22 protein-coding genes are annotated in these 18,220 nt (G+C 59.6%); 8 read left to right on the top strand and 14 right to left on the bottom strand.

The annotated features are described in order from the left end of the window. Window positions 1-307: 307 nt before the first annotated feature. Genes ACSBQV_RS08495 through ACSBQV_RS08485 form a run of 3 tightly spaced genes read left to right on the top strand, consistent with a single transcriptional unit; the run spans window position 308 to window position 2,382 of the window. Window positions 308-460 (top strand): hypothetical protein, encoded by a 153-nt coding sequence (locus tag ACSBQV_RS08495; RefSeq protein WP_158234560.1) that lies wholly within the window; start codon window positions 308-310, stop codon window positions 458-460. A gap of 36 nt (window positions 461-496) precedes the next feature. Next, window positions 497-1,783, top strand: a complete 1,287-nt coding sequence (locus ACSBQV_RS08490; protein WP_158234559.1) for an O-antigen ligase family protein — start codon at window positions 497-499, stop codon at window positions 1,781-1,783. Next, window positions 1,780-2,382: a helix-turn-helix transcriptional regulator gene (locus tag ACSBQV_RS08485; RefSeq protein WP_050440169.1), complete on the top strand. Its 603-nt coding sequence runs from the start codon at window positions 1,780-1,782 to the stop codon at window positions 2,380-2,382. The genes ACSBQV_RS08490 and ACSBQV_RS08485 overlap by 4 nt, the downstream gene beginning before the upstream one ends. Window positions 2,383-2,423: 41 nt before the next feature. Here ACSBQV_RS08485 and ACSBQV_RS08480 read toward each other — a convergent pair whose 3' ends face one another. Further along, on the bottom strand, window positions 2,424-3,224 hold the full coding sequence (locus ACSBQV_RS08480) for an alpha/beta fold hydrolase (protein ID WP_099785272.1): 801 nt from the start codon (window positions 3,222-3,224) through the stop codon (window positions 2,424-2,426). Between the two features lie 238 nt (window positions 3,225-3,462). On the opposite strand from ACSBQV_RS08480, the gene ACSBQV_RS08475 reads away from it, so the two are divergent. After that, on the top strand, window positions 3,463-4,224 hold the full coding sequence (locus ACSBQV_RS08475; protein ID WP_168177240.1) for a CDP-diacylglycerol diphosphatase: 762 nt from the start codon (window positions 3,463-3,465) through the stop codon (window positions 4,222-4,224). A 47-nt stretch (window positions 4,225-4,271) separates the two neighbouring features. Here ACSBQV_RS08475 and ACSBQV_RS08470 read toward each other — a convergent pair whose 3' ends face one another. The 7 genes from ACSBQV_RS08470 to lsrK all read right to left on the bottom strand — a co-directional run bounded on the left by ACSBQV_RS08470 (window position 4,272) and on the right by lsrK (window position 10,307). Continuing rightward, window positions 4,272-4,568 carry a hypothetical protein gene (locus tag ACSBQV_RS08470; RefSeq protein WP_099785267.1) on the bottom strand — a complete coding sequence of 99 codons (297 nt, stop codon included), beginning with the start codon at window positions 4,566-4,568 and terminating at the stop codon, window positions 4,272-4,274. Next, window positions 4,565-5,200 (bottom strand): AAA family ATPase, encoded by a 636-nt coding sequence (locus tag ACSBQV_RS08465; protein WP_016928620.1) that lies wholly within the window; start codon window positions 5,198-5,200, stop codon window positions 4,565-4,567. The genes ACSBQV_RS08470 and ACSBQV_RS08465 overlap by 4 nt, the downstream gene beginning before the upstream one ends. Window positions 5,201-5,471: 271 nt before the next feature. Next, window positions 5,472-5,813 carry an HNH nuclease YajD gene (gene yajD, locus ACSBQV_RS08460; protein ID WP_004939576.1) on the bottom strand — a complete coding sequence of 114 codons (342 nt, stop codon included), beginning with the start codon at window positions 5,811-5,813 and terminating at the stop codon, window positions 5,472-5,474. 54 nt (window positions 5,814-5,867) lie between these two features. After that, complete coding sequence (locus ACSBQV_RS08455; RefSeq protein WP_099785265.1) at window positions 5,868-6,329, bottom strand: GNAT family N-acetyltransferase; 462 nt, start codon at window positions 6,327-6,329, stop codon at window positions 5,868-5,870. A 55-nt stretch (window positions 6,330-6,384) separates the two neighbouring features. After that, window positions 6,385-7,278: a LysR family transcriptional regulator gene (locus tag ACSBQV_RS08450; protein ID WP_033652403.1), complete on the bottom strand. Its 894-nt coding sequence runs from the start codon at window positions 7,276-7,278 to the stop codon at window positions 6,385-6,387. Between the two features lie 59 nt (window positions 7,279-7,337). Next, window positions 7,338-8,522 carry an MFS transporter gene (locus tag ACSBQV_RS08445; RefSeq protein ID WP_099785263.1) on the bottom strand — a complete coding sequence of 395 codons (1,185 nt, stop codon included), beginning with the start codon at window positions 8,520-8,522 and terminating at the stop codon, window positions 7,338-7,340. 219 nt (window positions 8,523-8,741) lie between these two features. Continuing rightward, window positions 8,742-10,307: an autoinducer-2 kinase gene (lsrK, locus tag ACSBQV_RS08440; RefSeq protein ID WP_168177239.1), complete on the bottom strand. Its 1,566-nt coding sequence runs from the start codon at window positions 10,305-10,307 to the stop codon at window positions 8,742-8,744. Window positions 10,308-10,500: 193 nt separating this feature from the next. Between lsrK and lsrG the strand changes: the two genes are divergently transcribed. From lsrG to ACSBQV_RS08425, 3 genes are all read left to right on the top strand, one after another. Beyond that, complete coding sequence (lsrG, locus tag ACSBQV_RS08435; RefSeq protein WP_099785261.1) at window positions 10,501-10,794, top strand: (4S)-4-hydroxy-5-phosphonooxypentane-2,3-dione isomerase; 294 nt, start codon at window positions 10,501-10,503, stop codon at window positions 10,792-10,794. Between the two features lie 87 nt (window positions 10,795-10,881). After that, window positions 10,882-11,787: an EamA family transporter gene (locus ACSBQV_RS08430; protein ID WP_099785259.1), complete on the top strand. Its 906-nt coding sequence runs from the start codon at window positions 10,882-10,884 to the stop codon at window positions 11,785-11,787. 82 nt (window positions 11,788-11,869) lie between these two features. Further along, window positions 11,870-12,463 (top strand): LysE family translocator, encoded by a 594-nt coding sequence (locus tag ACSBQV_RS08425; protein WP_099785257.1) that lies wholly within the window; start codon window positions 11,870-11,872, stop codon window positions 12,461-12,463. On the opposite strand, the gene ACSBQV_RS08420 is transcribed toward ACSBQV_RS08425, so the two are convergent. Continuing rightward, window positions 12,439-13,266, bottom strand: a complete 828-nt coding sequence (locus tag ACSBQV_RS08420; RefSeq protein WP_099785255.1) for an AraC family transcriptional regulator — start codon at window positions 13,264-13,266, stop codon at window positions 12,439-12,441. The genes ACSBQV_RS08425 and ACSBQV_RS08420 overlap by 25 nt on opposite strands. A gap of 69 nt (window positions 13,267-13,335) precedes the next feature. Between ACSBQV_RS08420 and ACSBQV_RS08415 the strand changes: the two genes are divergently transcribed. Beyond that, window positions 13,336-13,554: a DUF7661 family protein gene (locus tag ACSBQV_RS08415; RefSeq protein WP_033642303.1), complete on the top strand. Its 219-nt coding sequence runs from the start codon at window positions 13,336-13,338 to the stop codon at window positions 13,552-13,554. A gap of 8 nt (window positions 13,555-13,562) precedes the next feature. Here the strand turns inward: ACSBQV_RS08415 and ACSBQV_RS08410 are convergent, their stop codons facing one another. From ACSBQV_RS08410 to ACSBQV_RS08390, 5 genes are all read right to left on the bottom strand, one after another. Then, window positions 13,563-14,411: a PA4780 family RIO1-like protein kinase gene (locus ACSBQV_RS08410; RefSeq protein WP_033642304.1), complete on the bottom strand. Its 849-nt coding sequence runs from the start codon at window positions 14,409-14,411 to the stop codon at window positions 13,563-13,565. A 120-nt stretch (window positions 14,412-14,531) separates the two neighbouring features. Next, on the bottom strand, window positions 14,532-16,022 hold the full coding sequence (amyA, locus tag ACSBQV_RS08405; protein WP_099785253.1) for an alpha-amylase: 1,491 nt from the start codon (window positions 16,020-16,022) through the stop codon (window positions 14,532-14,534). 112 nt (window positions 16,023-16,134) lie between these two features. Then, window positions 16,135-16,791, bottom strand: a complete 657-nt coding sequence (locus tag ACSBQV_RS08400; RefSeq protein ID WP_033642306.1) for a DUF799 domain-containing protein — start codon at window positions 16,789-16,791, stop codon at window positions 16,135-16,137. Then, complete coding sequence (locus tag ACSBQV_RS08395) at window positions 16,788-17,144, bottom strand: DUF4810 domain-containing protein (protein WP_099785251.1); 357 nt, start codon at window positions 17,142-17,144, stop codon at window positions 16,788-16,790. Before ACSBQV_RS08395 ends, ACSBQV_RS08400 begins: the two co-directional genes overlap by 4 nt. Before the next feature lie 18 nt (window positions 17,145-17,162). Continuing rightward, window positions 17,163-17,834: a CsgG/HfaB family protein gene (locus ACSBQV_RS08390; RefSeq protein ID WP_033642307.1), complete on the bottom strand. Its 672-nt coding sequence runs from the start codon at window positions 17,832-17,834 to the stop codon at window positions 17,163-17,165. Between the last annotated feature and the right edge of the window lie 386 nt (window positions 17,835-18,220).

Below are 18,220 nucleotides of genomic sequence, written 5' to 3'. Positions count from 1 at the left end.
TTATTTTTCACCCGTCAAGATGATGGCGATTTTTTCATGTTGTGAAATTTTTGGCGAAAGTTCAAACGTACGGGGGGCGCCAGTTTTATAATATTAGGTTTTCTTTGTTTTGGTTTTTAATTCCTTATTTTTATTATTTTTAGGAATTAAAAACTGTTTTTATGGTTAAATTTAATGCATGTATCTTGATTTTGGCTGCGGCGATACTATGGAACTCGCTGGGGAATGCGACAGGATTTTGCCGGTAATCCACGTTTAAATTGCGGGCTTTCTTTGCTTGAAGCCTGAATGGCCAAGAGGAAAAGGTATGTTTAAAAGAAACTGGATGCTTTTACGCTACAGGCGAAAGCTTTTTGAAGCTATTCAATCTGTCGGGATTGTGATGGCGATAGTTACCGGGCTGGTGTTGCTGACAGGCATTTCTTTTATTGCAATTGAAAAATGGCTTAGCCTTTTCTGATGGTTTTTCAGATAGATATTTTGGGATGAAATTATTATGTCTATTCCATGTTTAAAGTTCATGGTGATGGTCTATGTCAGCGTATTGCTTTTGTTGGGTGGCTATATTTATCACTATGATATGAACTATTTCTCGCTGACGTTTCCATATTCTCTTGTGATTGGGGTTGTCCTGTTTGCTTTATTGGGCGTCGGCGGCGCGCTCCTTTTTTTGCGAAAAGCGTGGGGGATGACCCCCGCGTGTTTTTTCTTTGCGCTGGGCGCGGTGATATTGCTGCTGCCCCTTTTTTATTCTCGTGCCGAGTGGGGCGTGCTTACCGTCGGGCGAATGGCCTGCCTGTTTGGCAGTTGGATTATTTACTTTATCCTATTGCAATATCGGGTCATGCAACACGTGCGTATTGCGTTTATCTATACGCTGGTATTAGCCGCAGCCGTGGGAGGCATTTGGCTTTTTTCCTCCCCGGCCGAGGCGGCGGCGGGCTATGCCGGCAGCGGGGGGCGTTGGCCGGATGCCGCGAGCAGTTTATTGGCGAGCGGATTATTGGCGGGATGGGGTCTGACGGTGTTGCCTCGGTTCCGCATGTTGCGCCGAGATAGCGAGCGATGGCGTATTTTACTCTTGCTGCCGCTCTTGATCGGTTTATCCGCCGCGCTGGGCTGGGGGGCATCGCAGACCGTTTGTCTCAGCGTGTTATTGGGTGCCGCGCTGTTGACCCTGATGTTTGTGCGCAGATACCCGCTGCATTGTGTGCTCGCGCTGCTGATGACGGCATTGGGATTCTGCCTGGCGATATTGGCGGATGAATTGAACGCCGGCGTTCGCTTGTCGAACGCCGCGCCGTGCTGCGATACGCTGCTTGATTCGCTGGCGCTGGTGGTAGAGCGGCCCTGGTTGGGATGGGGCTATGGCCGATTCGAGCATGGCTTTGAGCATTTACAGGCCCATGCGCTGCCCGCGGTGGCGCGGGCAGGCGCAGCGCGGCAACCCTATAATGAGCTCCTGCTGTGGTGGATAGAAGGCGGCGTCGTTGCGTTGGCGGGCATGTTGTGCCTGCTGGCGGGCGTGGCGGCGCTGGTGCGCCAAACATGGCGACGGGAGCGCATCGCCGCCCGCTTGCACAGCCCGGCCGCCGGGGAAGAGGCCGCGTTGGCGGCGAGCGGCATTCCCTTGCTGCTGTGCGCGCAGTTTTCCTACCCGTTCGGGCTGTCGCTCATCCAGTGGGCGGTTTTGACGCTGCTGCTCGTCACGTTGGATGGGCGCAGCAGGCTCAATGCCGGCCGGTTTTGCCGGTTTGTTTTCGCGCGGAGGGAAACGGCGTGAACACGGTCATCAATATCGCCTTCCTGGATATCGACCGCTTTTTTGTCGCCGGGGCGTATCGGGCGTTGAGCGACTATTTTAGTGAACGTGGCATCGAGGCGCGCTGCAGCGAGCCGATGAATGCCGACCTTGTGTTCCAGGCGATCGCCAAAGGCGACATGGCGCGTTTTTGCCATCCTCCCCATGCTCCTCACGCCCTTTATCTCGCCGTTTACGATCTCAGAGAAGCCCGCATTCGCGCCATTTCGGGGTGCCTGAGGGAAGCGGGCAGGGTGTACCGCAATGAAGGCGTCGCAAAGCTGTTGCACACGGTAGCGCGGGTGATAAAAGGCCGAACCGGCGGCGCCTGCGGTTTTTCTTGTTGCGCCTGGTGCCAGCCGTTGCCATTGACGCCGCAGGAAAAACAAGTGATGCGTTACCTGAGTTGGGAAATGACGCCGACCGCCATTGCCCGTCGGCTTCGGGTCAGCATCAAGACGGTGAGCACGCATAAACGGGCGGTGATGAGAAAGATGCATTTTCAGCGCGATGCGGAGCTTTACCGCTGGTTGCGTCTGGGGGAGTTCGGTCAGGGAAATGGCGATAGCCACGTCGTCTGAGCGATGGCATGGCAGGTCCGGGCCTGGCGGCCCGGAGCGACTTACCAAAACAGCGGCGTGGTGCTTTCGGTCAGAAACGCCAGCAGCGTTTCATTGACCGCCGCCGGATTTTCCTTGTTGCTGATATGCCCGGCGTTGGGGATCAGCACATGTCGGCAGCCGAGAAGATCCGCCATGCGCTGGCCTTCCGCCGGCGGGCGCGGCTTATCCTGCGCGCCGGTGATGACGATGCTGGCGGCGGTGATGTGTTCCAGCAGCGCCAGCTTGTCGGGACGGCCGAAGATCATCCGGCCCAGCGGCACGATGCTTTCGCGCAGGCGCTCGGCGGGCAGGCTTTGCAGATGGGCCAGCAACGGCTGCGACAGCGCAGCGGGCACTTCGTCGGAATAGAACTGCGCGGCGATATATTCCAGCAGCGGCGACGTGATGGCGCCGGCCTGTTCCACGGCGGCCAGCATGCCCATATAGCGCTGCCGCGCCTCTGGAGTTTCGTCGCCCAGGTAGCTGTCCAGCAGCGCCAGCACTTTCACCCGCTCCGGCGCCAGCGCCGCCAGTTCGGCGCCCCACATGCCGCCGACGGACAGGCCGACGATGCCGAACTCTTCAATATCCAAATGATCCATCAGCGCCAAATGATCGGCGGCGATATCCGACAGGCTGTTTCGCCCGGGTGGCAGCGCCGGTGAATCGCCGTGGCCCCAGAGATCCGGTACGATCAGGCGGTAGCGTTTAGCCAGCGCTTCGAACTGCGGCGCCCACATATTCAGATCGAACAGATAGCTGTGGCCCAGCAGCAATGGAAAGCCTGAACCTACGTCGAGATAATGCAGGGATTTGCCCATCGTTGGCATCTTATCGGTTCCTTATATAAAAAGAGTCCCGGCTGCTTATATCACACTCATATTCAACCCACGGTATTAATTTACCTTAAATTACTCAGGTGGAGGCTTATTTTTAATTATCCATTGCTAACAAGACGTCAATAAAAGGTGACATTAAGGATAATATTCTGGTCGATGCCGGAGCCTTGGTTTATGCTGGCGCTCCTTTCGGTATGGAATAGATAAACAGGGAGTCGCGATGAAAAGACTTTTCAGACTATTAATTATTTTGCTTGTCATTTTGCTGCTGGCGGCGGTGCTGTGGTGGTTCTTCGGGCGCGGCAATCCGAATGCGCTGTGGCAGATAGTCAGCCAACAGTGCGTGCCCAATCAGCAGCAGAACCACGATCCTGCGCCCTGCTTAAAGGTGGATTTAACCGAAGGATATGTGCTGTTTAAGGACAGCAAGGGCCCTTACCACGATCTGGTGATGCCGACCGAAAAGGTCAGCGGCATCGAGAGCCCGATATTGCAAGCGGATCGAACGCCGCCTTATTTCGCCCAGGCCTGGAATAACCGCGAACATATATCCAGCGAGCTGGGTAAACCGTTAAAAGACGCATGGGTTTCTCTGGCGGTCAATTCGAAATATGGCCGCTCTCAAAATCAGCTGCATATTCACGTTGCCTGCTTGCGCCTGGATGTCTATAACGCGCTGGGGGAACAGGCTGAGCAATTAGATCAACAGTGGCGGCCGCTGGCGGTGAAATTGGTCGGCCATCAATATCTGGCCAGAAAATTGGCGGGCACCGATTTAACCCAGGAAGATCCTTTCCGCTTGTTGCAAAACTACGTGGTCGAGCAGGGCGACAGCATCGGCAATTACGGCCTGGCGCTGGCGGTCAGCCCGCAGGGCGAGATGCTGCTGTTGGCAAACCGTTTGAAGTTGACCGATCTCAACCTGGGGTCGGCCGGTGAAATTCAGGACTACCGGTGCGAGGTGGCGGGGAACTCTAGATGATAACGGCCCGCCGGCTCGATCAGCCGGCGGCTGCCGTGCGGTCAGAGTTATTTCAGCAGCGCCAGCAGTTGCGCTTCGCTTTTCTCCGCCAATCCGTCGATCGCCAGTTTGATGATGTCGGAGCGGGTGATGCGCACGATGCCGTTGCGCGCCGCCTGCACGATCACTTCATCGATAGCCTCAATGTGGTTGTCCGTCAGGCTGACGGAGATCGCCTTGTAGGTGCGCTTGCGGCCGGCCGGCTTGGTTTCCGGCGCGGGCGCCGCGACCGGCAGCGTATGCGAGGTGGCGCTGTTGATGAATTCGTCTTCCGACATGCGGTGGGTGGGGGTGCGTTTCTTCACAGGATCACCTCTTTCACCAGGCATTCAATTTCGGTCTGCGCCTTTTCATTGTTCGCCTCGTGCACGGTGATGGCTTCACCCCAGGCGTCGCGGTAAATCTTGCGGTCGCACAGGCGATTGCTCACCAGGGTGAACTCCGGGTATTCACTCAGCACCTGCGCCGCTTCGTTGGCTTCATTAATGAAGATATTGGTCGGGCACATGTTCAATACGATGTAGCCTTTGACCTTCTCGTTGTATTCCTGCGCGGTGGAGAACATCTCCGACAGATAGCCGATGGTGTCGAGATCCATCTGCGAAGGGCGCAGCGGCGAGAGGAACAGATCGGCGGCCAGCAGGCCGGAGCGCAGTTCGGCGCTGTCGCGGCCGGCGGTATCGACGATCACGTAGTCGTAATGGCGATCGAGCTCCAGCAGCGTTTCCTTGATTTTACCCGACGCGGCCACCACCGGAATGTGCGGCAGCCCCTCGACGTTCTGACGGTCGTTGTACCAGGTCATGATCGATTTCTGGTCGTCGGCATCGACGATGATCGCCGTCTTGCCTTGCTTAAGAATCAGATACCCGGCGATATTCACTGCTTTCGTCGATTTGCCGACGCCGCCTTTTTGCGAGCCAATCAGAACAATCATGCTGCCATCTCTCAAGTTATTAAGCGGGTAACTTATTAAGTTAATGTGCTTATTAGGTTGATAATCAAACAGGTTAACAAGAACAACTCGCGAACAATATGCACCAACTGCGGCGGCTTGCCAAGCCAGTATGTTGTTAACTGCGCAGCTTATTTTGCGGTGAATGAACCGGATGGGTAAGTAGGAATTCTCTGGGAAGTGGCGGAACGGAAGCGCCTTTTGTTAATTTAACAGCTTAATAAGTTAGTGGCTCATTAAGCTGTCGATGGCGTTACTTCTTCATCATCGCCTTCAGGTTGGCGAACGGGTTGTGGGTCGCGACGCCGATATCTTTTTGCGCATCTTCACCGGCCACCACCGTCGAACCGTATTGATCGGCCTCGGTGTATTTCGAGTGTTCGTGGTCGTGGCAATACAGACACAACATTTCCCAGTTACTGCCGTCTTCCGGGTTGTTGCTGTGATCGTGATCGATGTGGTGCACCGTCAGCTCGCGCAGGTTGGAATAAACGAATTCGCGCGAGCAGCGTCCGCATACCCAGGGGAACAGTTTCAGCGCTTTTTCGCGGTAGCCGGTTTCCAGCTTCGCATAGTTTTTGGGGATATAGGCCATGGTGGTCGTCCGTCGGAAATCAATATGCGGCCAATAATACCACAGTGCGTGCGGCTACAACGTGCGGCTCATCACCGTGACGGTTTCACCGGCGACCTGGCGTTGTTCCAGCGAGCGCCAGCCGAGTTTCTGATACAGCGCCTGCTGGTCGGGCGTATACAGGTACAGTTCGCTGATGCCCTGGGTTCGGCCGTGCTCGATGCAGCGCGCGATCAGGTTGCGGGCAATGCCTTGGCCGCGGTGCTGCGGGTGGGTAAAGACTTCGCTCAGCCAGTATTGGCGCTCCGGTTTATCCGTCAATTCATACAGCGTCAAACTGGCGGTGCCGACGATCTGTTGCTGCGGCGACAGCGCCAGCAACACGACGCCTTGGCTCTCGGGCGCACAGCGTTTAGCCAGCCGCCGGCTGATGGTCTCGCGGCTGCTCCACTGCGCAAAGGCGCCCCATTCTTGATGCAACAACGCGGCCAGTTCCTCAATGCGCCGGCGATGGGCGAACAGCGGTTCGATATGCATGATTTGCCTATTTTTTTAAAGTCGGGAAAAAAGCCGCTCCTGCCTAAGCGGCCGGTTAATGAAATGTCTCCACCGCCCAGTCGATGAACGCCCGCAGCTTACCGCTGAGGTGGCGATTGGACGGGTAGACCACGTACATCTGCTCCGGCGGCGGCTGCCAGTCGTGCAGCAGGCTGACCAGTTCGCCGCGCTCGAGGTGCGGCTGCGCCATAAACCGATAGATCTGGATGATGCCCAAGCCGGCCAGGCTCGCCGCCAGCAGCGCGTTGCCTTCATTGATGCTGACCGGGTAGCGCTGTTGGATGGCGATCTCTTTGCCGCGCTCGACATAGCGTTGCGGATGGATGCGGTCGTTGACCGGATGGCGGTAGTGCACCATCGGAAAACCCTGTTCCAGATCGCACGGGTGGCGCGGGGTGCCGTGGCGCGCCAGATAGGCCGGGGTGGCGCAGCTGACCCAGTCCAGATCGAACAGACGCCGGGCGATCAGGCTGGAGTCGGCCAACGGACCGCTGCGGATCACGCAGTCGGCGCTGTCGCTGATCAAATCGATAACGCGATCGCCGATGCTGAGATCGATCTGGATTTGCGGGTAGCGTTCCAAAAAGCCGGGCAGCGCCGGCAACAGTAGTTGGCGGGCGGTGCCGCTGCCGGTATCGATGCGCAGCACGCCCTGCGGAGAATTCTGCGACTCGGTCAGACAGCCCTCCATCTGCTCCAAATCCGCCAGCCATTTCACCGTATTCTGGTAATAGCATTCGCCTTCGCGGGTGACCGACACGCTGCGGGTGGTGCGCTGGAACAGTTTGGTCTGCAGGTGATCCTCCAGATTTTGGATCAGCTTGGTGACCGTCGCTTTCGGCATGCCCAGCGAATCGGCGGCGCGGGTAAAGCCGCCGGTTTCCACGACGCGGTTAAATACCCGGATAGCGAGCAAATGATGGTCCATAGGTTCTCAATGCCATGCCCCGGCGGTGGCCGGGGCATGTTTCTGCAGATAGATAATGATTAACACTGTTTAGCGCCAATCGCGCCGGAGCGCAAGCTGAGGCCGAATACCAGCGTGGCGGAGAGGATCAGCGCGCCGCCGAACAGCATGGCGCTGCTGACGCCCTGCCAGTCCACCACCTCGCCGCCCAGCAGTGCGCCGGAGGCCAGCGCGATCTGGATGACGCACACCAACAGCGCCTGACCGGCCTCCGGCGCCTGCGGCACGGCGGCGAACATCCAGTTGGTGGCGCAGACCGGCACGGCGCCAAAGGCCAGCCCCCATACCAGCACCATCAGCGTGGCGCCGGCGAGGCCGCTGAGCAGCGGCGAAACGATCAAAATGCCCGCCAGCATGGCGGCGATCAGTATGAAGGTGGCGTGCAGGCTGTGTTCCGCCAGACGCTCGCCGAGAAAGGTGCCCAGCAGACCGATGGCGCCATAGGCCAACAGCTGCAGCGAGATCGCCGATGGGCTGAGCACGAACACCTGCTGCAGCAGGGGCCGCAGATAGGTATAGGCGGCGAAGTGGCCGATGAACAGCAGCACGATGGCGATCAGGCCGATGCGAGCCATCGGCAGGCGCAGCGGCAGCACCAGATCGCGCGGCGTGACCGGTCGGGAGGGCGGTACCGACGTGAGCAAACGCAGCTGCGCCAACAGTACGCCGACTGCCAGCGCCGCACCGCCGAAGAAGGCGGCGCGCCAGCCGAACAGATCGCCGATCAGCGCCCCGGCCGGCACGCCGCATACCGCGCCGACCGAGATGCCGCTGAGGATCAGCGCAGTGGCGCGGCCCTGGCTGGCTTCCGGCACCAGATGGCGGCCGTAGTTGGCGGCGAACGACCAGAAGCCGCCGACGCAGATGCCCAGCAGCACGCGGCCCAGCAGCATCATCGGGAAGTTGACGGCCAGCGCCGCCACCAGGTTGGACACCATCAGCAGCAACGACAGCCCCAGCATCAGCAGGCGTCTGTCCAGCCGGCCGGAAGCCAGACTCAATACCGGCGCGGCCACCGCCGCCACGATGCCGGGCATGGTCACCATCAGCCCGGCGGTGCCGGTGCTGACGCCGAGCGAAGGGGCGATGTTGGTCAGCAGGCCGATCGGCAAAAACTCGGTGGTGACCATGACAAAACAGGCGACCGTCAGCGAGAAGATCGCCGGCCACGGGGATGATGCAGGGTTATCTTTATTATTCAGCATAATGCCGCTCTTCTCAGGTGAATGCGCAGGCCGCGCTCGGGGCGCGGCGTGATCAAAGTCACAATCTACGGCAGGCTGAAGGCGCAGATAAATCCATCTGCGGTGGTTACACTGTTTCTGAGGGGGAACAATGACGGCAGCGAGTTAAAACGCGGCTTGCGCCGCGCCGAGGGGAAAGGAATAAAACGGTATAAGGTTATGACCTGGCCGCGCGCGGCGCTAGAGGCCCGGCGCTTTCCACAATGAGGTGGTCAGGCCGCTATCCACCAGCGTCAGCTGATCGGCATAGACCCGCCGCCAGTTTTCTTTCTGTTCCTGATACCGCGCATGGTTGGTGAGATCCGGCTGATGCTCGCGCTCCCAGCGCACCAGCTGCTCGCCGGTTTCGGCCAGCGACGCGTAAAGCCCGGCGCCGACCCCGGCGGCGATCGCGCAGCCCAGCGCGGTGGCTTCTTTCACCACCGGCACCCGCACCGTCAGGCCGGTGACATCGCTGAGGATCTGGCTCCACAGTTTGCCTTTCGCACCGCCGCCGGCGAACACCAGCGAGCGGGCCTGCACGCCGGAGAAGGCGGCGATCTGCTCCAGATTACAGGCGGAGACGATGGCGGCATTCTCCTCCAGCGCGCGGAACAGCGTCTGTTTGTTGCAGCGTTCAGGATCGATAGACATGTTGATGAACGACGGCGCCGCGTGATACCAGGTTTTGAAATGCATGGCGTCGGAAAAGATCGGCATCACGCCGTAGGCGCCCGGCGGCACCCTGGCCGCCATCTCTTCCAGCAGGCTGTAAGCGTCGATCCCCAGTCGCTCCGCCAGCAGTTTCTCTTCGGCGCAGAAAGCGTCGCGGAACCAGCGCATGGTAAGGCCGGTAAAGAAGCTGATGGATTCCGCCTGCGCCATGCCGGGAATGACGTGAGGGTTGATGCGGATGTTCATTTCCGGATCGATGGCCGGTTCCGGCAGGTTGACGATTTGCTGCCAGAAGGTGCCGCCGAGCACCGCCGTCTGCCCGGCGCGCACGATGCCGAGCCCCAGGCTGCCGAGCTGCACGTCGCCGCCGCCCATCACCACCGGGGTGCTGCGCAGCAGCCCGCTCTCCTGCGCCGCCTGCTCGGTGACGCGCCCCAGCACGACGCCGGTCTCTTTCACCGGCGACAGAATATCGGCGCGCAGCCCGGCCATATCGAGCAGCGCCGGCCGCCAGTCGCGGCTGGTCAGATCCAGCATGCCGGTAGTGCCGGCGTTGGAAGGATCGACCGCCAGCTCGCCGCTCAGCATGTAGGCCAGCCAGTCGCTGATCATGGTCAGCGTCGCCGCCTGGCGATAGATGTCCGGCCGGTGGTGCGCCAGCCACAGCAGGCGCGGCATGGCGCTCAGCGCCAGCGTCTGGCCGGAGTACTGGTAGACCTCACGTTCGAAGCCGTGGTTGTGCAACTCTTTCAGTTCGCTGACTTCATGGCTGGCGCGCGCATCGACATTGGCGCAGGCCCAGATCGGCACGCCGTTGCGATCGTACAGAACGATGCCTTCACGCATCGAGCAGCAGGCTACCGCACGGATCGCCTGCGCGCTCAGCCCCGCGCGCTGCAACGCCTGGCGGATGCACTGGCAGGTCAACTGCCAGTTGCGGTTGAGATCGAATTCCATCGAGCCGGGTACGCCCGGCACCGCGAGGTGTTGCCACTCGGCCTGGCCGTGCGCGATCTGATTGCCCGCCAGATCGAAGATCACCGCGCGAATGCTGCCTGTTCCTGCGTCCAGCGCCATCAAGTAGTTATCCATAGCCTATGCTCTCAGGGGGAGGAATAGTAACTATAGATGCCGCCGTCTTCCCTCGCCGGGGGCGGGGTGGGCATCGCCGGTGCGATTTGTGAGCCAGGCGGCAAAATTGCCGTTGCGGCAGGGCAATCGACGGGAATAAACCTATGGTTGGAAAGCGCCATGCTGCGGCGCGCCGTTTAAACAAGGAGCTGTCATGCACGTCACATTGGTAGAGATCAACGTTAAACAGGACAAGATCGACGAATTTATCGACGTTTTCCGCGCCAATCACCTGGGGGCGATCGAAGAGCCGGGCAACCTGCGTTTCGACGTGCTGCAGGATGAGCATATTCCGACGCGGTTTTACATCTACGAAGCCTATCACGACGAGCAGGCGGTGGCGGCGCACAAGCAGACCCCACACTATCTGCAGTGCGTGGAGAAGCTGGAAGCGCTGATGACCGGCCCGCGCAAGAAAACCACCTTCATCGGCCTGATGCCGGAATAAACGCCGGCGTTTGCCGGTGTCCATGCGCCCGGTTTGGTTGTAACCTGCAAGGCAAAGCGAATTTTCAATGGGATAAGCGGGGCGAGGATGACATTGCGCGATCGGCTGTTGGCGCTGTTGGTGGTGGTGATCTGGGGCGTGAATTTCGTGGTAATCAAGTTCGGCCTGCAGGGGATGCCGCCGTTCCTGTTGGCCGGGATGCGTTTTTTACTGGTGGCGTTGCCGGCGATCTTCTTTATCCCGCGCCCGACCATCCCGTGGAAATGGCTGTTGCTCTACGGCATGACCATGAGCTTCGCGCAGTTTGCCTTTCTGTTTGTCGCCATCAAGGTGGGCATGCCGGCGGGGCTGGCCTCGCTGGTGTTGCAGGCGCAGGTGTTCTTCACCCTGCTGTTGGGTGTCGTGCTGATGGGCGAAAAGCTGCGCGTCAATCATTTCGTCGGCATCGCCATCGCCAGCGGCGGCATGCTGGCGCTGGCGCAGGCCAGCCTGCATAAGCCGGGCAGCGGCGCGGTCCCCCTGGCGGGCCTGTTGCTGACCCTGGCAGCGGCGTTCTCCTGGGCGCTGGGCAACCTGACCAACAAGAAGATCCTGGCCGGTTTCCCGCAGCGCAACATTTTGTCGCTGGTGGTGTGGAGCGCGCCGATCCCGGTACTGCCGTTCCTGATTTGCAGCTGGCTGTTCGACGGCTCGCAGGCGGTGCTGGCCAGCCTGAGCCATGTGCAGGTCGGCACCTGGCTGGCGGTTGCCTATCTGGCGTTCGCCGCCACGCTGTTCGGTTATTCGGTGTGGGGCAGCCTGCTGGGGCGCTACGAAACCTGGCGCGTCGCGCCGCTGACGCTGCTGGTGCCGCTGGTCGGGCTGTTCGCCGCCTGGCTGCTGCTGGACGAAGCGCTGTCGCCGGCGCAGTTCGGCGGCGCGTTGCTGGTGCTGGCCGGCATGGCGGTCAATACCTTCGGGTTGCCGCGCCGACGGGCCGTCGCGGTGCGCTAAACCTAACAGGGCAATTCTGTTCAATACGTTGTCGGCGCGGCCCGGCATTCTGGCGCCTGTGAATTTTTCCTCAGGTGCCCTCATGAATAATATCTACCTTTCCATGGCCGCATTTGCGCTGGCGGCCTCCATCACGCCCGGCCCGGTCAACATCGTCGCATTGAGCGCCGGGTCGCAGTTCGGCTTTGGCGCGACCCAGCGTCACGTGTTCGGCGCCACGCTGGGGTTTACCCTGTTGCTGGTGCTGCTGGGTTTGGGCATGCACCAACTGCTGATCCTGTGGCCGGCGTTGACCCGCTTGATCCAATGGGCCGGCGTGGCCTTCCTGCTGTTTATGGCCTACCGGCTGGCGTTTGACGACGGCAGGCTGGGCAACGGCGAGGCGCAGGCGCCTTCCTGTTGGTACGGCGCGCTGATGCAATGGCTGAACCCCAAGGCATGGCTGGCGTCGGTGGCTAGCCTCGGGGCGTTTGTCGGCGACGGCGACATCCGGCTGCTGTGGCAGTTCGCCGGGCTCTACTTCGTGATTTGCTATGCTTCGGTGGCTTGCTGGGCTTACGTTGGCGCGATGTTGCGCGGCCTGCTCAGGCAGGCGCGCAACGTACAACGCTTCAATCGCGCGATGGCGGCGTTGCTGGCGGCCAGCGCCTGCTATCTGTTGGCGGAGGGTTTTTGATACTGACCGGGCGTGGCGGCCAGCAGCTGTTTGAAGGTACGCTGGAAGTGCGCCTGATCGGCAAAGCCGCTTTCGCTGGCGGCCGCGGCGATCGGCAGGCCGCTTTTCAACAACCGATGACCGTGCTGCACGCGGCGATTGACCAGATAGGCGTGCGGCGTCATGCCGTAGCGCTGGCGGAAGGCGCGGATCAGGTAGGAGGGCGAGAGCGCGGCGGCGTGGCAAATGTCTTCCAGCGTCAGCGACTGAGTGCAGTGCGCGTCGATAAACGCCGCCGCCGCTTCCAGTCGGGGGTGCGGCGGCGTCTCCGGCTGGCGGCCGCTGCCCAGCGCGAGCTGCAGGGCGCTGAAATACTCCACCAGGGCGATCTGTTTTTCCAGCGCGCCGCACTGCGCGTTCGTCAGCAGCGCGTACAGTTGGTTCAGCCCGTTGAACAGCGCCGGATCGCGGCTGAGCGGCCGGCTGAAGGGGACAAAGCGGTCGTCGTCGCCGCCCATCATTTCCTGCTGCAGCGCGCCGAGCCAGGCGAGATCGAGATAGAACATGATGTATGACCAACGGCGGTCGGCGATCGGGTTGCAGGCATGCGCCTGCTGCGGATTGATGATCACCACATCGCCGGCGCCGACCTGCATGCGCCGCTCGCCGTTGACATAGGTGCTGACGCCGCCGGTGATGGCGCCGATGGAAAAGAATTCGTGGCTGTGCAGGCTGTAGCACACTTTGCGGCCATCATTGATGGCGCGCGCTTCGACAAAAGGCAACTGCGGGTCGCGCCAGAACTGGGGCGTTTTTTCACTCATGCGCTTTCCTTTTCACTGCGGCGGCATCACAGTGTTATAGCCTGAAAGCGACGAAAAGGGGAATGGCGGATGATGATTTTTAACGTGTTCGGCCGCCTGGTAGGCGTGAAGCGTATCGGGGACGAATGGCGGCTGTTCCGCGTGACGCTGCCGGAGCGCAAATATGCCCCCAGCTACGATATCGTGTTGCCGGCGGATCTGCGCGAAGAGGAGATCGCCGGCTATCTGGGGGATATCTATCACGAAGCCGCGACCCCGCAGCGGCCGGACGTGTTTCGCGTCGAGTAGCGCGGGCGTTACTCTTCCGCGTTGCGCGCCATGAGGCGGCGCTGATGTTCCTCGCTGGCGGCCTGGATCTCTTCCAGCACCGAGCCGACGTCGGCGCGCTTCTGAATTTCGCTGAATCGGCCGCTGAGGACGCTGTCCGGCGTCAGCGTGCCTTCCTGATACAGCGCCCAGATCTCTTTGGCATATTGGCTGTCGCGCAGCTCCGGCGCAAATTGGCCGTAATATTCCGCCAGATTGTCGATATCGCGCTCGAACATGCTTTTGGCGTGGTTGTTGGCGGCGGCGTCCACCACCTGCGGCAGATCGATGATCACCGGCCCGTCTTTATCCATCAGCACGTTGAATTCCGACAGATCGCCGTGCACCAAGCCGGCGCACAGCATGCGCACCGCGTAGTTCATCATCAGAGCATGATCGGCGCGCGCCTGTTCCGGCGTCAGGATGACATCGCTCAGACGCGGCGCCACCAGGCCTTCCTCGTCGGTGATCAGCTCCATCAGCAGCACGCCGTCCAGGCAGATGTCCGGCTGCGGCACCCGCACCCCGGCCCTGGCCAGCAGATACAGCGCGTCCACTTCGGTGTTCTGCCAGGCTTCTTCCTGTTGCTGACGGCCGAATTTGGAGCCTTTGCTCATGGCGCGCGCGTCGCGGCTGTTGCGCACCTTGCGCCCTTCCTGGTAGTGCACGGCCTGCTTGAAGTTGCGCTTCTCGGCTTCTTTGTACACTTTGGCGCAGCGGATCTCATCGCCGCAGCGCACGATAAACACGTCGGCTTCTTTGCCGCTTTTCAAACGGCGGATGACTTCGTCGATTAATCCGTCATCCACCAGCGGCTGGAGTCGTTTTGGAATTTTCATGCAGCCTTGTACCCTATTTAGGCTCCGGTGTGAATGGCTTGCGCAGTTGATAGCGTAAGTTAGACCCGAAAGGCAAACATTAGTTTTGCCGCCGCGGCATCATTGCGCGGCGGCGGGCGTTCACAGGCTGCCTGTCGGCACCCAGACGCTGACGCTGCCGGCGTTGACCGGGAAATGGGCGCTGCCCTGGTCGTCGGTGGTGATTTCCTCCTGGCGGTTACCGAGGAAATCGCGCCAGGCGGTGTGCGCCAGATCGGCGCCGAGCGCGACCGTCTTGCCGCTTTCGCCGCCGTTGGTCAACACCACCACGCAGCCGGGGGCGTCGGCGGTGCCGGCGCGGCTGAAGGCCACGCAGTGGCTGTCGTCGAAGTAGTCGGTTTGCGGGCCGTTGGCGAAGCGCTGGCGGGCGGCGATCAGCTTCTCCAGCTCCGGGATCGCCGGCATGTCGATCTGGTATTCGCCGCCGTCGCGCCCTTTATCGCGGTAACTGGCGCCATAAAGGTCGGGGTAAAACACGCAGGGCACGCCCTGTTCACGCAGCAGGATCAGCGCGTAGGCCAGCGGTTTGAACCAGGGTTCCACCGGCGCCTCCAGCGATTGCAGCGGCTGGGTATCGTGGTTGGCGACCAGCGTCACCGCGTGGGCCGGATCGGCGGCGGTCAGGGTATCGGTGAAGATCTGCGCCATGTCGAAGCCGTCGCCCTGTTTTGACGCCTGATGAAACTTCAGGTGCAGCGCCACGTCGAACAGCATCACTTTGCCGTCCACCAACTCGATGTATTGTTGCAGCGCGCTGAGATCGTGCGACCAGTATTCGGCGACGATAAACAGATCGCGCTGCGCGCTGTCGCGCACGTGATCCGCCCACTCTTTGAAAAACCAGGCGGGAATGTGTTTGGCGGCGTCGAGGCGGAAGCCGTCGCACGGCAGCGTGTCCAGCAGCCAGCGCGCCCAGTATTTGAGCTCCTCCGTCACGGCGGCGTTGCGGAACTCCACGTCGGCGCCCATCAGGTAGTCGTAGTTGCCTTTTTCGTCGTCGACCTGATCGTTCCAGCCTTCGTCGCCGTAGTCGTTGGCGATTTTAAACACCCCTTTATCGTCCGGCTGCTCAACGTAATCGACGCCGCTGAAGCATTTGTAATCCCAGATAAACTCGGAATGCGCGCCCTGGCGGCCGGGGAAGGTAAAGCGGGTATAGGCCAGCGCGTCGAAGCCCTGGTCGTCAATGTCGTTGCGGTTGTTGGCGTCCACCTTGAACACGTGCACCCGTTCTTTCTCGTCCGCGCCGAGCTTGTGGTTGAACACCACGTCGTAGAGCACCCCCACGCCGTGTTCGCGCAGCGTAGTGGCGGCGTGTTCGAGCGCCGCCTTGTCGCCGTATTTGGTGGCCACGCTGCCTTTCTGGTCAAACTCGCCCAGATCGAACAGATCGTAGGTGTCGTAACCGACGGAGTAACCGCCGGAAGCGCCTTTGTAGGCGGGCGGCAGCCACAGATCGGTAATGCCCAGTTCGGCGAGGTGCGGGGCGCGTTCGGTGGCCTCCTGCCACAGTTTGCCGCCGTCGGGGTAGTACCAGTGGAAGAATTGCAGCAGGGTGGTTTTTTTCGTCATGAGCCAGCGTCCCGGTTAGCCAGAAGGAAAGGAGCAGTTAAAGCATGGGCTACTTTTGGCAAAAGGGACAAGTTTGGTATAGGCGGCCCGAGAAGGCCGCCCGAGAGACTGCTTAACGCTGGCTGGCGTAATGAGGTGAGCGCGGGCCATAAAGAATGGCGCCGTTCTGACCTGTTGCCGACAGGAGGCGAGTGTTGGCGATGGCACCAATGTCGAACCCTTTGTCGCTTATGGTATCCGCGATTTGTGAAATCGCGGCGCTGATCACCATGCCCAGCAGGCCACCTGAATTGTTGTTGCCTTCGTTGCTGGATGCGGTGGCGGTGCCGGCCCACAGCTGTTTGCCGTTGCGCAGGTCAACCAGGCGAGCGGCTACGGTAACGCGAGTTTCGCTGCTGATCACCATGTAGCTGGTACCGTATTGCGTGACATCCAGGTACAGCACGGTGTCGGCGCCGAAAATCTGGTGCAGTTTTTTCGGACTGACGGCGCGGATGTCGTTGGCGTTGGTTAGACCGTTTTGCAGGAAGGTTTCCTCCACTACAGCGACCGGCAGCACATAGTAACCGGCCTCGGCCAGCGGTAAGGTTGCACTGGCGAGCACGCTGTGGCTGGCTTTGACATCCGGCGACTGATTAACCGGCGGCAAGACCAGGATCGACTTCGGCTTGCTCTCATGGAATGCCGCATAGTCATAAGGCGTTTGCTTGGCACAGCCGCTCAGCAACAGGATGGCGGTAACGCTGAGGAAAGTGAGTACACGCTTCATTTAAAGCTCCCCTTATCCTTGGCCATCAGGAAATTCATAAACGGTGCCGATTCCGGGAACAGCATTTTTTCCGTGTTGAATTCACTCATGGCTTGTCCGTCGTTGCCGGTTTTGCTGTACAGCAGCCCCAGTTGCGCATGCAGCCCCGGCGGTACGGCTTTATCCTTGGCGCGGGATTTCTCGACGATCTCTTTCAGCGTAGCGATCTGCTGCTCAGGGCTTTGCCCATCCTGCTGGTAGTATTGATAAAGAGAAGTTTGGTAGCCATCCCAATTGTAAAGCGTTTTCGGCGCGGCGCAGCCGGCCAACAGGGTCGCTGCAAACAGCGCCCCGCCCATTTTTTTAGTTATCATCTTTCTGCTTCTAGTCCGTTAGTTAGCAGGGCGCCATGCGCCGTTTTCGAGACCGGTAACCAGGTTATTGACGGCTTCACGCACGGCCAGATCCAGCACCTTGCCGTTAAGGGTGGAGTCGTAGCTGGCGGTGCCCCCGAAACCGATGATTTCGCGATTGGACAGTTCGTATTCACCGGCGCCCTGAGAGGAATAGACGACTTCTGAGGTCTGTACGTTCACGACGTTCAGATTAACTTTGGCGTAAGCGACCTGTGATTTACCACGGCCCAAAATGCCCCACAGCTGATGATCGCCGACTTCTTTGCGGCCGAATTCAGTGACATCGCCGGTAATCACATAGTTGGCACCTTTCAGCGTTTGTGCTTTCCCTTTAATGCCGGCTTCAGTTTTCAACTCTTCCATGTTGGCGCGATCCAGCACGTTGAAACGGCCAGTCTGCTGCAAATGCGTGATCAGGATAGTCTTGGACTGATTGCCCAGCCGATCGACGCCATCGGAGAAGATGCCATTCATGTAGCTGGAGCGGTTGTCGAATTTACCGACGGCGATAGGGCTGCGTGGGCCCTGATAAGTGGTGTTGTAGGAAGCCACTTTCGGCACTTCCAAAGAGCGGGAGGATTCGGTCGCGCAGCCCGCCAGCAAAGTGACGGAAAGGGCGACGGAACAGACGGCGAGTGATTTTTTCATTGGCATGCGATCTCTCCATGAGCATAAAACGGCGCGGGAGCAACCCGCGCCCGATGTTTCCATAACGAGCGTTGTCGCCGTTATGGAAGCGCCGCGATCCTGCCATGAAGATGTAACAAATTACAACAAGATATCGGCATTAATGCCGCTATTAACATTGTTGTAACCTATTGTAATGAAATGGATTGATATCAATTTTTTCTCTTATCCGCAGATTTTTTCATGATTGTATGTTTTTTAACTGGTTTATTGTTTTATCAACATTAAATTAATGAATTTTTATTCTGATTTTTTTGAATTAATCAGTTTACTGTATTGGGTAATGTAACGTTTTGCATCAGCTCCTCTGTTATACCGGGGTTCATGGCGGTTTGATGATCCGTTAA

The organism is Serratia sp. B501, assembly GCF_051172315.1.
GTDB classification, from domain to species: Bacteria; Pseudomonadota; Gammaproteobacteria; order Enterobacterales; family Enterobacteriaceae; genus Serratia; species Serratia ureilytica.
The sequence above is the reverse complement of the archived record's forward strand: the minus strand, read 5'-3'. Positions and strand labels throughout refer to the sequence as shown.

Coding starts and splice junctions, on each gene's coding strand:
- ACSBQV_RS08495 (WP_158234560.1), top strand. CDS start 308: ATGTTTAAAAGAAACTGGATGCTTTTACGCTACAGGCGAAAGCTTTTT.
- ACSBQV_RS08490 (WP_158234559.1), top strand. CDS start 497: ATGTCTATTCCATGTTTAAAGTTCATGGTGATGGTCTATGTCAGCGTA.
- ACSBQV_RS08480 (WP_099785272.1), bottom strand. CDS start 3,224: ATGGGCAAATCCCTGCATTATCTCGACGTAGGTTCAGGCTTTCCATTG.
- ACSBQV_RS08475 (WP_168177240.1), top strand. CDS start 3,463: ATGAAAAGACTTTTCAGACTATTAATTATTTTGCTTGTCATTTTGCTG.
- ACSBQV_RS08465 (WP_016928620.1), bottom strand. CDS start 5,200: ATGATTGTTCTGATTGGCTCGCAAAAAGGCGGCGTCGGCAAATCGACG.
- yajD (WP_004939576.1), bottom strand. CDS start 5,813: ATGGCCTATATCCCCAAAAACTATGCGAAGCTGGAAACCGGCTACCGC.
- ACSBQV_RS08455 (WP_099785265.1), bottom strand. CDS start 6,329: ATGCATATCGAACCGCTGTTCGCCCATCGCCGGCGCATTGAGGAACTG.
- ACSBQV_RS08450 (WP_033652403.1), bottom strand. CDS start 7,278: ATGGACCATCATTTGCTCGCTATCCGGGTATTTAACCGCGTCGTGGAA.
- ACSBQV_RS08445 (WP_099785263.1), bottom strand. CDS start 8,522: ATGCTGAATAATAAAGATAACCCTGCATCATCCCCGTGGCCGGCGATC.
- lsrK (WP_168177239.1), bottom strand. CDS start 10,307: ATGGATAACTACTTGATGGCGCTGGACGCAGGAACAGGCAGCATTCGC.
- lsrG (WP_099785261.1), top strand. CDS start 10,501: ATGCACGTCACATTGGTAGAGATCAACGTTAAACAGGACAAGATCGAC.
- ACSBQV_RS08430 (WP_099785259.1), top strand. CDS start 10,882: ATGACATTGCGCGATCGGCTGTTGGCGCTGTTGGTGGTGGTGATCTGG.
- ACSBQV_RS08425 (WP_099785257.1), top strand. CDS start 11,870: ATGAATAATATCTACCTTTCCATGGCCGCATTTGCGCTGGCGGCCTCC.
- ACSBQV_RS08420 (WP_099785255.1), bottom strand. CDS start 13,266: ATGAGTGAAAAAACGCCCCAGTTCTGGCGCGACCCGCAGTTGCCTTTT.
- ACSBQV_RS08415 (WP_033642303.1), top strand. CDS start 13,336: ATGATGATTTTTAACGTGTTCGGCCGCCTGGTAGGCGTGAAGCGTATC.
- ACSBQV_RS08410 (WP_033642304.1), bottom strand. CDS start 14,411: ATGAAAATTCCAAAACGACTCCAGCCGCTGGTGGATGACGGATTAATC.
- amyA (WP_099785253.1), bottom strand. CDS start 16,022: ATGACGAAAAAAACCACCCTGCTGCAATTCTTCCACTGGTACTACCCC.
- ACSBQV_RS08400 (WP_033642306.1), bottom strand. CDS start 16,791: ATGAAGCGTGTACTCACTTTCCTCAGCGTTACCGCCATCCTGTTGCTG.
- ACSBQV_RS08395 (WP_099785251.1), bottom strand. CDS start 17,144: ATGATAACTAAAAAAATGGGCGGGGCGCTGTTTGCAGCGACCCTGTTG.
- ACSBQV_RS08390 (WP_033642307.1), bottom strand. CDS start 17,834: ATGAAAAAATCACTCGCCGTCTGTTCCGTCGCCCTTTCCGTCACTTTG.